The organism is Candidatus Palauibacter soopunensis (assembly GCF_947581735.1).
In the GTDB taxonomy this organism is placed as follows: domain Bacteria; phylum Gemmatimonadota; class Gemmatimonadetes; order Palauibacterales; family Palauibacteraceae; genus Palauibacter; species Palauibacter soopunensis.
The window spans coordinates 185,887-199,586 of sequence record NZ_CANPVT010000053.1 but is presented as its reverse complement, the minus strand read 5'-3'; the positions used below and the strand labels follow the sequence as shown (position 1 = coordinate 199,586).

16 protein-coding genes are annotated in these 13,700 nt (G+C 70.5%); 1 reads left to right on the top strand and 15 read right to left on the bottom strand.

Annotation, left to right across the window (positions count from 1 at the left end; genetic code table 11):
* Positions 1-23 precede the first annotated feature (23 nt).
* A complete protein-coding gene (sppA, locus tag RN901_RS14270; RefSeq protein WP_310758970.1) occupies positions 24-923 on the bottom strand; it encodes a signal peptide peptidase SppA in 900 nt (299 codons plus the stop codon).
* A 73-nt stretch (positions 924-996) separates the two neighbouring features.
* On the bottom strand, positions 997-2,112 hold the full coding sequence (carA, locus tag RN901_RS14265) for a glutamine-hydrolyzing carbamoyl-phosphate synthase small subunit (protein ID WP_310758969.1): 1,116 nt from the start codon (positions 2,110-2,112) through the stop codon (positions 997-999).
* Between the two features lie 92 nt (positions 2,113-2,204).
* Here carA and RN901_RS14260 point away from each other — a divergent pair, with 92 nt between their 5' ends.
* A complete protein-coding gene (locus RN901_RS14260; RefSeq protein WP_310758968.1) occupies positions 2,205-2,834 on the top strand; it encodes a ribonuclease H in 630 nt (209 codons plus the stop codon).
* Here the strand turns inward: RN901_RS14260 and secG are convergent.
* The 13 genes from secG to RN901_RS14195 all read right to left on the bottom strand — a co-directional run bounded on the left by secG (position 2,831) and on the right by RN901_RS14195 (position 13,625).
* Positions 2,831-3,247, bottom strand: coding sequence for a preprotein translocase subunit SecG (secG, locus tag RN901_RS14255; protein ID WP_310758967.1), 417 nt, complete (start codon positions 3,245-3,247; stop codon positions 2,831-2,833). The two genes, RN901_RS14260 and secG, sit on opposite strands and share 4 nt — an antisense overlap.
* A 101-nt stretch (positions 3,248-3,348) precedes the next feature.
* Positions 3,349-4,113 (bottom strand): triose-phosphate isomerase, encoded by a 765-nt coding sequence (tpiA, locus tag RN901_RS14250; RefSeq protein ID WP_310758966.1) that lies wholly within the window; start codon positions 4,111-4,113, stop codon positions 3,349-3,351.
* Complete coding sequence (locus RN901_RS14245) at positions 4,110-5,306, bottom strand: phosphoglycerate kinase (RefSeq protein ID WP_310758965.1); 1,197 nt, start codon at positions 5,304-5,306, stop codon at positions 4,110-4,112. Before RN901_RS14245 ends, tpiA begins: the two co-directional genes overlap by 4 nt.
* A gap of 21 nt (positions 5,307-5,327) precedes the next feature.
* Positions 5,328-6,356, bottom strand: a complete 1,029-nt coding sequence (gene gap, locus RN901_RS14240; protein ID WP_310758964.1) for a type I glyceraldehyde-3-phosphate dehydrogenase — start codon at positions 6,354-6,356, stop codon at positions 5,328-5,330.
* On the bottom strand, positions 6,353-7,189 hold the full coding sequence (locus tag RN901_RS14235; RefSeq protein WP_310758963.1) for a ComF family protein: 837 nt from the start codon (positions 7,187-7,189) through the stop codon (positions 6,353-6,355). Before RN901_RS14235 ends, gap begins: the two co-directional genes overlap by 4 nt.
* Complete coding sequence (locus tag RN901_RS14230) at positions 7,186-8,073, bottom strand: hypothetical protein (protein WP_310758962.1); 888 nt, start codon at positions 8,071-8,073, stop codon at positions 7,186-7,188. Before RN901_RS14230 ends, RN901_RS14235 begins: the two co-directional genes overlap by 4 nt.
* Complete coding sequence (locus tag RN901_RS14225) at positions 8,070-8,558, bottom strand: hypothetical protein (RefSeq protein ID WP_310758961.1); 489 nt, start codon at positions 8,556-8,558, stop codon at positions 8,070-8,072. The genes RN901_RS14230 and RN901_RS14225 overlap by 4 nt, the downstream gene beginning before the upstream one ends.
* Positions 8,555-9,259: an L-threonylcarbamoyladenylate synthase gene (locus RN901_RS14220; protein ID WP_310758960.1), complete on the bottom strand. Its 705-nt coding sequence runs from the start codon at positions 9,257-9,259 to the stop codon at positions 8,555-8,557. Before RN901_RS14220 ends, RN901_RS14225 begins: the two co-directional genes overlap by 4 nt.
* Before the next feature lie 4 nt (positions 9,260-9,263).
* Positions 9,264-9,992: a 2-C-methyl-D-erythritol 4-phosphate cytidylyltransferase gene (gene ispD / locus RN901_RS14215; protein ID WP_310758959.1), complete on the bottom strand. Its 729-nt coding sequence runs from the start codon at positions 9,990-9,992 to the stop codon at positions 9,264-9,266.
* The gene (dnaB, locus tag RN901_RS14210) at positions 9,992-11,377 is read right to left on the bottom strand and encodes a replicative DNA helicase (protein ID WP_310758958.1); all 1,386 of its coding nucleotides are present in this window, start codon (positions 11,375-11,377) and stop codon (positions 9,992-9,994) included. The genes ispD and dnaB overlap by 1 nt, the downstream gene beginning before the upstream one ends.
* Positions 11,370-12,182 carry a uracil-DNA glycosylase gene (locus tag RN901_RS14205; protein WP_310758957.1) on the bottom strand — a complete coding sequence of 271 codons (813 nt, stop codon included), beginning with the start codon at positions 12,180-12,182 and terminating at the stop codon, positions 11,370-11,372. Before RN901_RS14205 ends, dnaB begins: the two co-directional genes overlap by 8 nt.
* Positions 12,179-13,396, bottom strand: coding sequence for a bifunctional phosphopantothenoylcysteine decarboxylase/phosphopantothenate--cysteine ligase CoaBC (gene coaBC / locus RN901_RS14200; RefSeq protein ID WP_310758956.1), 1,218 nt, complete (start codon positions 13,394-13,396; stop codon positions 12,179-12,181). Before coaBC ends, RN901_RS14205 begins: the two co-directional genes overlap by 4 nt.
* A 7-nt stretch (positions 13,397-13,403) precedes the next feature.
* Positions 13,404-13,625: a hypothetical protein gene (locus tag RN901_RS14195; RefSeq protein WP_310758955.1), complete on the bottom strand. Its 222-nt coding sequence runs from the start codon at positions 13,623-13,625 to the stop codon at positions 13,404-13,406.
* Between the last annotated feature and the right edge of the window lie 75 nt (positions 13,626-13,700).

The window sequence follows — 13,700 nt, the reverse complement described above, 5'->3', positions numbered from 1 at the left end:
GTTCCGCTCCGGGACGGGAGCGGCTATCTCAGCTCAAACAGGAGTCTCGGCGCGCTTGGGCGCAGGGGCGCCAGCGACGCGATCCACGTCCGCGCATCGCCGATGCTCAGCCCGCCGAGCAGGTCGAACAGACTGACGCGCGGTTCGCGCGGCCGCACAGTCCGCGGGTCCGTTCCCAGGCCCGCCATCCGACCGGCGAGCGCGATGGTCTCGGGCAGGGTCATCAAGCCGTCGACGAGTCCGAGTTCGTTCGCCTGCCGGCCCGAGAAGACCCGGCCGTCCGCCAGCCCGAGCACGGTCTCCCGATCCAGGTTCCGGTTCTCGGACACCACCTCGACGAACTGCTCGTGCACGTCGCCCACGACTTCCTCGAGGATCTCGCGGCCCTCGGGAGAAAGGGCGCGGGCGTAGCCGCCCAGATCCTTGTGCTCGCCGCTCGCCACGACTTCCCAGCCGACGCCGACCTTGCGAAAAAATTCCTCGGCGTTGGGAAATTCCATGATGACGCCGATGGACCCGGTCATCGTGCCGGGCAGCGCGTACACGCTGTCAGCCCCGACCGCGGCGTAGTATCCCCCGGAGGCTCCCACATCGCCCATCCAGGCGAGGACGGGCCGCTCGTCGTCGTCTCGCAGATCGCGGATGGCTTCGAAGATGCTCTGCGAGGCCCCCACAGTCCCTCCCGGGGACTCGATCTCGATCACGAACGCACGCACACCGGGGTCTTCCCTGAAACCGTCGAGCGCCTTCGTGAACGCGGCTTCGTCCGTGATCACGCCCCGCAGCGGGACGACCGCGACCCGTCCTCCCGCGAGAAACGACGTATTCCCCACCGTCCACCAGATGGACAGGACCGCGCCCACGCCGAAGAGGCCGAGCAGCGCCAGGAGCGCGATCACCGTGTTTCGCTTGTCGTAGGTCACGTCGCGCGGCGGTCCGTGTGTGAGGGTCCATTGGCGAAGGCCCGCCGCAACCTAGACCACACAACGCGAACGTTCAACGCTCCATTTTCTCGACGAAGCGGTTGAACAGGTACCGGCTGTCGTGGGGTCCCGGGGCCGACTCGGGGTGGTACTGCACCGCGAACACCGGGCGCTCCAGGTGGACGAGCCCTTCCACGGTGCCATCGTTCAGATTTCGGTGCGTGATCTCGAGGTCGTCTCCGCCCTCGATCCGTCCATCTTTTTCGAGCACGGAGAAGCCGTGGTTCTGGGAGGTGATCTCCACCGCGCCCGTGGCATGGTTGAGCACGGGATGATTCCCGCCCCGGTGCCCGTAGGGCAGCTTGTAGTTCGTGCCCCCGAATGCGCGCGCGATGAGCTGATGTCCGAGGCAGATCCCGAACAGCGGGACTCCCGCGTCGCTCAGGGTGCGGATGCGCTCGACGGCGCCCGGCACCGCCTCCGGGTCGCCGGGCCCGTTCGAGACGAAGACGCCGTCCGGGCGGGCGGCCAGCAGCACCTCGGCGTCGGTGTCGCAGGGGACGACGCGAACCCGGTATCCCTCGCGGCGGAAGAGGTCGAGGCTGCGCGTCTTCACCCCGTAGTCGAGGCAGAGCACGAGGCCGCGCTCGGCCGACCCGTTGAGGGCGTCGAGTTCGTACGGATCGGGCGTCGAGACGGCGGTCGCGAGGTCGCGGCCGGACATCTCCGGCTCGGCGGCCAGGCGCTCCGCGGCGCGCTCCGGCGGCACCCCGTCGTGCGCCACGACCGCCCGCATCGCGCCCGCATCGCGGATATGGCGGGTCAGCGCCCGCGTGTCCGCGCCGACGAGGGTCGGAATCCCGTGCGAAGCGAGGTACTCGGGCAGCGTGGAATCGGCCGGCCCGGACCCGATCTCGTGCGACAGGTGCCGCACGACGAAGCCCGCGACCCAAGGCCGCCGCGATTGCACGTCGGGATCGCGGATGCCGTAGACCCCCTGCATGGGCGCGGTCATGACGACGATCTGCGCGGCGAAGGAAGGGTCCGTGAGCACCTCGTGGTATCCCGTCATCACCGTCGTGAAGACCGCTTCGCCGGCGGTCTCGGTCTCGGGACCCACGTACTCGCCGCCGAATCGGCGGCCGTCCTCGAGCAGGAGGTATCCGGGGCGTGCTTGCGTCTCGCTCACGTGGCGCGTCCAATGTGGCGGTTGAAGGTGCGGGGACCCGGGCATCGGCTCGCGGCCCGCGTGCCACGCGAACCCAAGCTGCAGGAGGCGCGTTGACGACCGACTCCGGACCCGGGCGGGAGAGCGGGACCGATGCTCCGCTCGTTCATATCTTCGCCGACGAGTCCTGCCTCGGCAACCAGTTCGAGAATCGCAGGAATCCGGGGGCGGCGGCCGGTCTCATCGAACGGTTCGACGAGCGCGGGGGCTGGTATCGGCGGGACTTCGCCCACTTCGATCCGGACACGACGAACAACCGGATGGCGATCGTCTCCGGCATCGTCGGGCTGGGCTCCCTGCGGCGGGTGTGCCGCGTCGTGTTCACGAGCGACAGCCAGTATCTCGTCCGCGGCATGAAGGAATGGGTGCACGGCTGGGCCCGGCGCGGCTGGCGCCGGAAGGGCGGACCGATCGAGAACCTCGATCTCTGGCGGGAACTCGTGCGGGCCGCCGCGCGCCACCGCGTGGAGTGGCGCTGGACTCGGGGACATGCCGACGACGTGAAGAACGCCTACGCGGACCACCTTGCCGTGACGGCGGCGCGGGAGCGGCGGGGCACGGACGGACTCATCCCATCGGGATTCGAGAGTTGGCTCGCGAAGGAGCAGGAGCGCGAGCGGTTCGTCGAGTTTCTGGACCTGCCGAGCGACGCGTTCGCCGAGGACCCTCGCCCCCCCGGCTAGGAGCCGGGGTCTTCTTCCGCGGCGCCCTCCTCCGAGCCGGGCGTGTCGGCTTCGTCGGACGGGGCCGCGCCCTCTCCGAGGTCGGGCGAAACGTCCAGCAGCGAAGGCGGCGCTTCCGGGAGACTCTGCTGGCCGGGAAGTCCCTGACGCAGGATCGATTCCGGCGCCGCATCCGGACGGGCGGAGAGCACGGTCAGCACGAGCGCGAGGAAGAGGAAACTCCCCCCACCGTACCAGCTCATCTTCGTCAGCGCGTTGGCCGCCTGGCGACCTCCCATGAAGGAGTCCGTGGAGGACGAGGCTCCGCCAAAGGAGGCGGCGAGCCCGCCGCCCTTCGCGGACTGGAGGAGAATCATCACGCACAGCACGAGCGCGATGAGCGAAATCAATACGATCAGGAACGGGAACATCATCTACCTGCCATGGTTGGATCAGCCGTTTAAGCTAGGGCGGATCGGTGCACGGGGCCAGTTTTCCGCGCGGGCGGCACCGACGGCACCGGCCGAGATCCGGGTTACCGGCCCGCCGCGCAGATTGCGGCCCAGCTGTCGGGATCGAGGCTCGCGCCGCCCACGAGCACGCCGTCCACGCCGGGGGCGGCAAGCAGCGCATCGATGTTGGCCGGCTTGACGCTCCCGCCGTAGAGGATCACCGCCCGTTCCGCATCGCATCCTTCCGTCTGCGCGAGCCGCTCGCGGACGATCGCGTGGGCCTCCGCGGCGTCGGCGGGGCTCGCCGTGAGTCCGGTTCCGATCGCCCACACGGGCTCGTAGGCGTAGACGAGGCGGGTGCGGCCTTCGCGGTCGAGAGGGTGGAGGGCTTCCCGAATCTGCGTCTCGAGCACCGCCGCGAGCCGCCCCGATTCTCGCTCCTCGAGCGTCTCGCCCACGCACAGGACGGAGCGGAGTCCGGCCTCGAGGATGCGAACCAGCTTGCGTCCCACCTCGGGATCGGTATCGCCGAACTCCCGCCGGCGCTCCGAGTGGCCCGCGAGCGCCCAGGTGGCGCCGGTCGCGGGGACCATGGCGGCCGAAATGGCGCTCGTGTGCGCGCCCTCGACCTCGGTGTGCACGTCCTGCACGCCGAACTCGAGGTCCGGACGCCCGGAAACCGCGGCGGCGAAGGCCGCCAGGCTGATGGCGGGAGGGAACACGACCACGGTCGCGTCGCTGCGGGGCCTGTAGCTGGCGGCGAACCGTTCCACGAACGCCCCGGTCTCATCCGGGCCGTGGCACATCTTCCAGTTCGCGGCGAACACGGGGGTGCGCGGCTGGCTCACGGACGCCTCCTTTCAGCGAGGACGTCGAGTCCGGGCAGACGCCCGCTCGACAGGTACTCGAGGGCCGCGCCGCCGCCGGTGCAGACATGCGACACGCGGTCGAAAAGCCCGGCCCGGCGAACGGCGGCCGCGGAGTCGCCCCCGCCGATGACGGTGAATCCGCCCGCCGCCGTGGCCTCCGCGGCGGCTTCCGCGATGGCGAACGTGCCCGCCTCGAACCTCGGGTCCTCGAACAGGCCCATCGGACCGTTCCAGAAGAAGGCGGCGCACGAGCGCAGCGCCTCGGCGTAGCGGACACGAGACTCGGGCCCGATGTCGAGGGCCGCCATCTCCGGTTTGATCGCATCGACCCCGACGCAGTGGACCCTCTCTCCCTCCCCACCCGACCGGTCCAGGACCATCACGTCCGTCGGCAGCCGAATCCGTTCCCCTCCCGCGGACAGGATGGACCGGGCGAGATCCAGCGCCGCCTCCTCGACGAGCGAGGTCCCTGTCTCGATGCCCTGTGCGCGGAGGAACGTGTTCGCCATGGCGCCACCCACCAGGATCAGATCGGCGCGTTCCGCGAAGCGGCGCATGAGTTCGATCTTGTCACCGATCTTGGCTCCCCCGAAGGCGACGACGAACGGACGACCCGGGCGGTCCAGCGCGCCCAGTGCCTCCAGTTCGCGCTCGACCAGCAACCCCGCCGCGGAAGGGTTCAGGAGGGCGGGCACGCCCGTCGTCGAGGCGTGCGCGCGGTGCAGCGTGCCGAACGCGTCGTTGACGAAAAAGTCGCCCAGTTGGGCGAGGCGACCGGCGAGGACGTCGTCGTTCGCGGTCTCCCCGGGGAGGAAACGCGTGTTCTCGACAAGGAGCACCTGCCCGGTTCGCAGTTCGCGGCTTGCGCGGAGCGCGTCTTCTCCGTCGCACGGCGCGGAAAAGAGGACGTCGGTCCCGAGCCGGTCGGCGAGCGCGGAGGCTACAGGCGCAAGCGACAGCGCGGGATCCGGCCGGCCGGCCGGCCGGCCCAGGTGCGAGAGCAGCACCGGCCGGGCGTCACGCCGGAGCAACCACCGTAGCGTCGGCAGCGATGCCTCGATGCGCGTCGCATCCGCGACCTGCCCGGCGTCGAGCGGCACGTTGTAGTCCACCCGCACGAGTCCCCGCTTCCCGGCCAGATCGGCCGGGAGGTCGCCCAAAGTTCGGGTCACGACGGAACGGGTCGGGGCCGCTCAGGCGCCGACGCCGGCGGGCAAACGCTCTCCGACGAAACTCGCCAGGTCCACGAGGCGGTTCGAATACCCCCACTCGTTGTCGTACCACGAGATGACCTTCACGAGCGTGCCGTCCATGACGGATGTCGACTTTGCGTCGACGATCGCGCTGGCCGGGTGTCCCGTGAAGTCGACGGATACGAGCGGTTCTTCGGTGTATTCGAGCACGCCGTCGAGCGGCCCTGCCGCCGCCTCCCGAAATGCGGCGTTGATCTCGTCCGCCGAAGTGTCCCGCGACACGGTGGCGACGAGGTCCACGATCGATACGTCCGGCGTCGGGACCCGCATCGCCATCCCGTCGAGCCTCCCCCTGACCTGCGGGAGAACGAGGCCCACGGCCTTCGCCGCGCCCGTGGTCGTGGGAATGATCGAGAGCGCGGCGGCGCGGGCGCGCCGGAGGTCCTTGTGCGGGAGGTCGAGGAGCTGCTGGCCGTTCGTGTACGCGTGGACCGTCGTCATGAGGCCGCGCTCGAAACCGAACCGGTCGAGCAGAACCTTCACGACCGGAGCGATGCAGTTGGTCGTGCAGCTCGCGTTCGAGATCACGTCGTGCTGTGCCGGGTCGTATTCGTCCGCGTTCACGCCGAGAACCAGCGTGATGTCCGGCTCGATGCCGGGCGCGGAGATGAGGACCTTCTTCGCGCCGGCCCGCAGGTGCCGGGTCGCGTCCTCCCGCTTTCGGAAGATCCCCGTGGATTCGATCACGATGTCCACGTCGAGTTCCGCCCACGGGAGGTCGGCCGGATCTCGCTCGGAGAAGACGCGCACGCGTTCCTCTCCCAGCACGAGTTCTCCGCCGTCCACGCGGACGTCGCCTGGAAAGCGCCCGTGCACGGAGTCGTACTTGAACAGATGGGCGAGCGTCGCCGCATCCGTGAGATCGTTTATCGCAACGAAATCAAGGTCCCCGCGCGGATTCTGAAGCGCCGCGCGGAGGATATTCCGGCCGATGCGGCCGAAACCGTTGATGGCAACCCTCACACTCATTCGGATTCCTCTCGGGAAGGATTGGGGGCGAAGGCCCCTGTCGGCGATTCGTCCCCGTCCAGGGGACGCAAGGTGCGCGCAAAACTAACGGTGGCCACGCTGCGGAATCCAGCCTCGGCCAGTGTCTCGGCGCAGGCGATGGCGGTGGCTCCGGTTGTGAGCACATCATCGATGATGATGGCGCTCCGGCATACGTCCGGGGGGTCGGCACGTAACCGGAAACGACCCTGTACGTTCGTTCGGCGCAGAGCCCCGCGGAGGCCCGCCTGGCGGCCGCCGCCCGGGAGGCGGTCGAGGAACGGCCCCAGCGACCCGACGCCCCGGTCGGCCAAGCCGCGGGCGAGTTCCCCGGCCTGGTTGAATCTCCGTTCCCGCAGTCGGGCCGGCGTGAGCGGCACCGGGACCAGCCAGGGCGCGCCTTCGCCGATACGGGACGCAATCGCCTCGGCGCCAGGCGCCATGCAGCCGGCCATCCAGGGCGCGAGGGCGCGCCAGTGGTCGTATTTCAGGGCACGTACCGTGCGGGCCACCGGGCCCTCGAAGGCGAAGGGCGCGTCGGCCGCGACGAGGACGTCGGGCCACTCCTCGCACGTGCCGCACCGCACAGGCTCGCCGGCCGCCGCGGCGAGGTTGCCGAGCGGTTGAGCGCAACGGAAGCAGCGGGGATTCGCCAGCCGAGGGAGTCGCGACCGGCACAGAGCGCAGAGCGGCGGGCCATCGGGGGCGACGCCGCGCCGGCACCCTACACATGCCGCGGGCACGAGGGCATCGAAGGCCGCGGCGGCGGCTCTGCCCACGAGACGGAGCCGGTCGCCGCGCGCCACGGCCCTCACACGACGCTCGATCCGTCCCCGGGGTCCGGTCCCCGTCGCAACGCGAGTTCTGCCGCGGCCGCCTCCCGCATCGCTTCGAACGGGGCCGCGCGCCCGGGAAACCAGCGCTCGAGCGAGAGCACCGCCTGGCCGACGAGCATGTCGAGTCCGCCCGTGACCCGGATTCCGAGGGTGCGCGCGTGTCGGACCCACGCCGTCTCTCCGGCCGCGTACACCATGTCGAAGGCGGCGCCAAACCGGCCCCGCACCGCGTCCCGATCCAGGTCGAAGGGGAGCGGATCCCCGGAAGAGAGCCCGAGGCTCGTCGAGTTAAGCACGAGATCGTACGTCGCGCCGGAGTACGGGGCCGCGACCACGCGCACGGCGTCCGCCACGCGGTCGGCGTCGGTTGCGTGGGCGATCGCCCCATCGCGCAGCCCGTGTGCCCGTGCCGACGTCCGGTTGAGGATTTCGACGGACGACGCTCCGCCTTCGAGCAGCGCATGGACCGCCGCTCGGGCCGCGCCCCCGGCGCCGAGGAGAAGTACGCGCGCGCCCTGCGGCTGGAAGCCGAAGCGGGAGAGGGCGATGTCGAGCCCGCCGACATCCGTGTTGTCGCCCGCGAGTTCGCCATCCGGTCGACGCCACCAGCAGTTGCAGGCCCCGGTCGCTCGGACCGCGGCGCTCGGCTCAACGAGCGCTCGGGCCGCCCGAAGCTTGTGCGGGAGCGTCACGTTTCCGCCGGCCAGCTCCGCGCTCCGCATGACCGGTCCGACCTCGTCGGGCCTGATCCGCCGGGCGACGTATTCCGCGTCGAGTCCGAGGACTTCGAAGGCCGCGCGGTGCATGGCGGGTGAAATCGAGTGCCGCACGGGATCCCCGAGCAGCGTGAAGCGGAGCGTCACGGGCCGGACCCTTCGCGTCCTCCTCGCGGGTCGTCGCCGAGCGCGTCGAAGAGCCCCCGCATGGCCAGCGCCAGCAACTTCCGGGTCGCCTCATACGTCTCGACATCTCCGCCATACGGATCCGGGACCCCACCCTTGCTCCGCTCGTGGTGCGCGGGCAGGAAGTCCGTCATGACGTGTACGGCCGCGTCCGGCACCAGTCGCGCGGCCGCCCGGGCATGCGACGCCTCCATGCCGATAATCAGGTCGGCCCATTCGAGCAGTTCCAGCGAGAGTTCCCGCGAGGCGTGCGCCGCGAGGTCGAGTCCGTGTGCGGCGGCGACCGCGACCCCGGGACCCGAGGCCGGCTGGCCGGGGAACGCGAAGGTGCCCGCCGACGCGCAGGAGACGTCCGCCCACCCCCGCGCGTCGGCCTCGGCCCGCGCGATGACCTCGGCCAGCGGGCTGCGGCAGATGTTGCCGGTGCAGACGAAGAGGAGGTTCATCCGGGTGATCTTCCGGCGGGATGCGCGGAGAGGACCCGGGTAAGGTCCGTCGCCGGAACCGCTCCCTCGCGCAGGACGTGGACCGCCTCCTCCGTCACGCGCACGAGGGTCGACGGCATCGAATCGGCGAGATCGCCCGCGTCGAGCCAACCCACCGTGCCCGCCCCGGATCCGACCGCGGACAGCGCGGCGCGCACCTCCGCGCCCGTCCTCGCCGGGGGTGTTTCCGTCACGTTCAGACTCGTGGAAGTCATCAGCCCTCCGGCCCGCTCGAGCAACCTTCTCACGACCGGATGCGGATCGACGCGCACCGCGATGCCGGATTCGCTCCCGTCATCCAGCACCAGGGTAAGCGGGCCCGGCCAGAAGGCGTCGGCGAGCCGGCACGCGGCGACCGTCCACCGCGCCCGGGGCAGCGCCTCCATGAGCGCATCGCGGCTCGCGGCGAGCCGGATCAGCGGCCCGGGCGGACGGCGTTTGATCGCGGCGATCCGCGCGTCCACATCCGGCCATGGCCGGCCGCCCAGGCCATACACCGTCGAGGTCGGGTGCGCCACGACCCCCCGGGCGTCGAGCAGCGCCGCCGCCCGGGCCAGCGCTTCGTCGTCCGTCGCCAGCGCCCGGCCCGGCCCGGCTTCCCCTGCAGCGCCCACCCACTCGCGCCACTTTACCACGTCGAACCCCTTCTCGCCCCCGTCCATGACCCTAGCTCCCCAAAGCGATCAACCCGCTCTCAACCATGGCGCGCGCGAGCGCCAGGTCGCTCGCCGTCGTGATCTTCAGGTTCGCCGGATCGCCCTCCACGGTGGAAACGTCGATGCCGAGCCGCTCGCACAGCAGCGCGTCGTCCGTCATGGCGGCGGCGTCCTGCGCTTCCCATGCGCCGGCATCGTCGAGCGCGTGCGTACGGTTCAGAACTTCGGCCGGAAACCCCTGTGGCGTCTGTACGCGGCGGAGTCGCTCACGCGGCACGGTCGCCTCGATCCAGCCTCCCTCATCCACCCGCTTCACCGTGTCCTCCACGGCTATCACCGGCACCGCCGGGCCATTCCGGGCCCCAGCCACGACGCGGGAGATGAGTTCGGCCGACATGAACGGACGCGCCCCATCATGCACGAGCACCGTCTCGACCTGCCCGCCCAGCGCCGCAGCGCCGGCGCGCACGGAATCAGCCCGAAACACTCCGCCCGACACGACGAGCACCCCATTCGGAAGCCACGGCGGGGGCGAGGCCGCCCGCTGCGGCGACAGCACGACGACGACCCGGTCGACGTCGGGATGGTTCACGAGCGTCCGTACCGACCAGGCGAGCACCGGAATTCCGCAGAGGTCGACGAACTGCTTGGGCCGCGACGCGCCGAAGCGATGCCCCTGCCCGGCCGCGACGACGACGGCGCCGACGCCGCGGGGGGCCGCCGGTTCTCCGGCCCGCACTAGTCGGGTTCCGGACGGCGGCTCACGGATTCGAACGCCGTGAAGGCCTTGTGGAAGTAGAGTTCGACGGTTCCCGTGGGCCCGTTGCGCTGTTTGCCCACGATGAGTTCGGCCTTCCCCGCCAATCCCCGTTCCTCCACTTCTTCCGGCTTGCGGTGCATCTCCTCGCGGAAGATGAAGAGGACGACGTCCGCATCCTGTTCGATCGCTCCGGACTCGCGCAGATCGGAGAGCCGCGGCCGATTCCCCTCGCGCTGTTCGGGCGCCCGCGAGAGCTGGGAGAGCGCGAGTAGCGGCACGCCGACCTCCTTCGCGATCGCCTTCAGCGACCGGGAGATCGCGCTGATTTCCTGCTGGCGGTTCTCGATCCGCGCTCCGCCGGACATCAGCTGCAGGTAGTCGAGCACGACGAGCCCGACGCCGACTTCGGCGTGGAGACGCCGCACCTTGGCACGGAGTTCGATGGGCGAGATCGCGGGCGTATCGTCGATCCAGATCGGGGCCGTGTTCAGGTGTCCGGCTCCGCTCGCCAGGCGCGTGAAGTCGTCGGACGACAACCGCCCCGTGCGGATACGGCTCGAATCCACCTTTGACTCCGCGCTCAGCATCCGCTGAACGAGCGACTCTCTCGACATTTCGAGCGAAAAGATCGCCACCGGAACGTCCTCGCCGATCGCCGTATGCTGCGCGATGTTCAGGGCGAGGGCCGTCTTGCCCATCGAGGGACGCCCGGCGAGGACGACCAGGTCGGCCGGTTGGAACCCTGCCGTCATGCGGTCGAGATCGGGGAACCCGGACGCGACGCCGGTGATCGTGCCCGGGTTCCGCACGAGTTCGTCGATCCGGTCCATCGTCGAGCGCAGGACTTCCTTGATGCGGACGAAGGTCCCGCGCTGCTCCGCCTGCGAGATCTCGAAGATCATCTGCTCCGCGCGGTCGAGCGTCTCGTCGACGTCGCCCGACCCCGTTTCGTAGGCGTCCTGGATGATCTCCGTGGCGCTGGAAATGAGCCGCCGGAGCACCGTCTTGTCGCGCAGAATCCGGCAGTGGTGGCCGACGTTGGCGGCAGTGGGCACCGCGTCCACGAGTCTCGCGAGGTACGCCATTCCCCCGACGGCGTCGAGTTCCGCGGCCGTCTGCAGTTCGTCCGCCAGCGTGACGGCGTCGATGACGTCGCCGCGCCCGTACAGGCGCACCATCGCGCGGAAGATCCGGCGGTTGCCTTCCCGGTGGAAGGCGGAATCGTCGATCTGTTCGAGGGTGACGGCCACGGCATCGCCGTCGATGAGCATCGCCCCGAGGACGGAGATCTCGGCCTCCTCGGACCAGGGCGTGCGGCGGGCTTCGATCCCGTCGCTGGGGAGGCTGATCGCCGTGTCAACCAATGCGGGCCTCTCGATCTCCGGCGCCGTCGAGCATGCGGCGCACGATCTGCAGATCCTCCCACGTCGGCCGGATCCAGCCCGGGTTGCGGAGCAGCGCCGCCGGGTGATACGTGGCAACGACGGGATATCCGGAATAGCGGTGCACGGTGCCGCGGAGCCGGCCCAGCGCGGATTTCGTCTCGAGCAGCGTGCGCGCCGCAAAGGCACCGAAGGCGATGATCACCTCGGGTTCGATGAGCGCGAGCTGCCGCAGAAGATAGGGGGAACAGGCCGCGACCTCTTCGGGGAGCGGGTCGCGGTTCCGGGGCGGCCGGGACTTCAGGACGTTGCAGATGTAGACGGACGTCCGCGGGAGCCCGATCGACAGCAGCAGACGGTCGAGCAGTCCGCCGGCACGGCCGACGAAGGGGCGGCCGGTCTCATCCTCGCGCGCCCCGGGCGCCTCCCCCACGCACACGACGCGGGCGTTCGCCGCGCCCTCGCCGAAGACCGGGTTCTTCCGCGATTCGTGGAGCGTGCAGCGAGCGCAGGAGGCGACGAGCGCGGCCAGCGTCTCCAGGTCCGGTGCCTCGGCGATCTGCGGCCCCGTCACGACCTCCGGCTCCTTCGGCGCGGGATCCGGGCTCGGGGCCCCGTCCGGGAGGGCGGCGGCGTCCTCCCGCACCGCGCGCCCGGCGGAGGCCAGGCCGCCGACGACCTCTTCGCGGGTGGCGTGCTCGAGCATAAGCGCGTTCCCCTCCGCGGAGAGCGTCTGCTCGAGAAAGGCGCGGGCGAGCGTCCGGGCCCCGAGGTCGGGCGGACTCACCGCCCCGCCGCCGCCGGGATCGAGGCTTCGATCCGGTCGAGCAGCTCGTCCGCCAACTCGGTCTTCTTCGCCAAAGGCAACTCCTCGACCCTGCCGCTTCGGTCGATCAACGTGATGCGGTTCGTCTCGGACTCGAATCCCGCGCCGGGCTCCACGGCCGAGTTCACGGCGACGAGGTGCATGCCCTTCCGCTCGAGCTTCTCCCGTCCGCGGGTGAGAAGATCCTCCGTCTCGAGCGCAAAACCCAGAGTAAAGATTCCCTTCCGTTCGCGGAACGCCCGCGTCTCCAGCAGCAGGTCCGGTCCCGCCCGGAGCGCGAGTTCGAACCCCTTCCCGGCTCCGCTCGTCTTCTTGATTTTCGAGTCCGCCGCGCGGGCCGGCTCGAAATCGCCGACGGCCGCAGCCATCAGGAGGATGTCCGCATCGGTCAACGCGGTCTCCAGCGCGGCCAGCATCTCCCCGGCCGTCTCGACCTCCACCACGTCGGGCCCCGCGGGGCGCGGCACGCGACTGGGTCCGCTGATGAGCGTGACTTCGCCCCCACGCCGCCAGGCGGCCTCGGCAAGCGCGAACCCCATGCGGCCCGACGAACGGTTCGAGATGAAGCGGACGGGATCGAGCGCGGTTCTCGTGGGCCCCGCCGTCGCAACGACCTTCCGTCCGCGCAGACCGGTCGCCGTTTCGAGCGCCCGTCCGATGCGCGGCAGGATCTCTTCGGGCTCCAGCAGCCGCCCCGGCCCGCTTTCCCCCTCCGCGAGCGGACCATCGGCCGGCCCGGCGATCCCGTAGCCGACGTCGATCAGCCGCGCCACGTTCGCCTGTGTGATCGGATGCTCCCACATCCGCGTGTTCATCGCGGGACAGATGATCACCGGCGCCCGCGAGGCCAGCACGGCGGTCGTCGCCAGGTCGTCCGCGGCGCCGACCGCCAGCCTGGAGATGAGGTTGGCCGTCGCGGGCGCGACGACGACGACATCGGCTTCGAGCCCGAGATCCAGATGCGCCATGGGCCGGTCCCACAGCGACGCGTGGACCGGGCGGCCCGTGATCCCCTCGAACGTGACGCGGCCGATGAAGCGCTCGGCCGACGCGGTCAGGATGACCTCGACCCCGGCCCCGGCCTCGATCAGGCGGCGGGTGAGGATCGCGCTCTTGTATGCGGCGATCCCGCCGGATACGACGAGCAGCACGCGACGACCGTCGAAGGGCCGCACGGAGCTGCTAGGGCATCAGGGTGGGGCGCGCCCGGACCAGCCGGTACTGCAGCTTCTTCTCTTCCGAGGTCAGCGCATCCGCGGCGACCGTCGTCAGCTTCTCCGCGCCGTACGGCGAGCGTTCGAGCGGCAAGGCGTTGAGCTCGCGCGCATACTTCGCGGCGACGAGCACGCCCAGATACTTGTTGGTCGCCGCCTTCGCGACGGCGTCCGGCGTAAACACCTTCATTCTATTTCTCCCTCGACCATCGCGGTCCAGCGCGTTCCATGACATCGTGGGCCGCGGTCCCTCGCCGGACCGCGC

Coding starts and splice junctions, on each gene's coding strand:
- RN901_RS14225 (WP_310758961.1), bottom strand. CDS start 8,558: ATGAACCTCCTCTTCGTCTGCACCGGCAACATCTGCCGCAGCCCGCTG.
- gap (WP_310758964.1), bottom strand. CDS start 6,356: ATGAGTGTGAGGGTTGCCATCAACGGTTTCGGCCGCATCGGCCGGAAT.
- RN901_RS14195 (WP_310758955.1), bottom strand. CDS start 13,625: ATGAAGGTGTTTACGCCGGACGCCGTCGCGAAGGCGGCGACCAACAAG.
- secG (WP_310758967.1), bottom strand. CDS start 3,247: ATGATGTTCCCGTTCCTGATCGTATTGATTTCGCTCATCGCGCTCGTG.
- RN901_RS14220 (WP_310758960.1), bottom strand. CDS start 9,259: ATGGACGGGGGCGAGAAGGGGTTCGACGTGGTAAAGTGGCGCGAGTGG.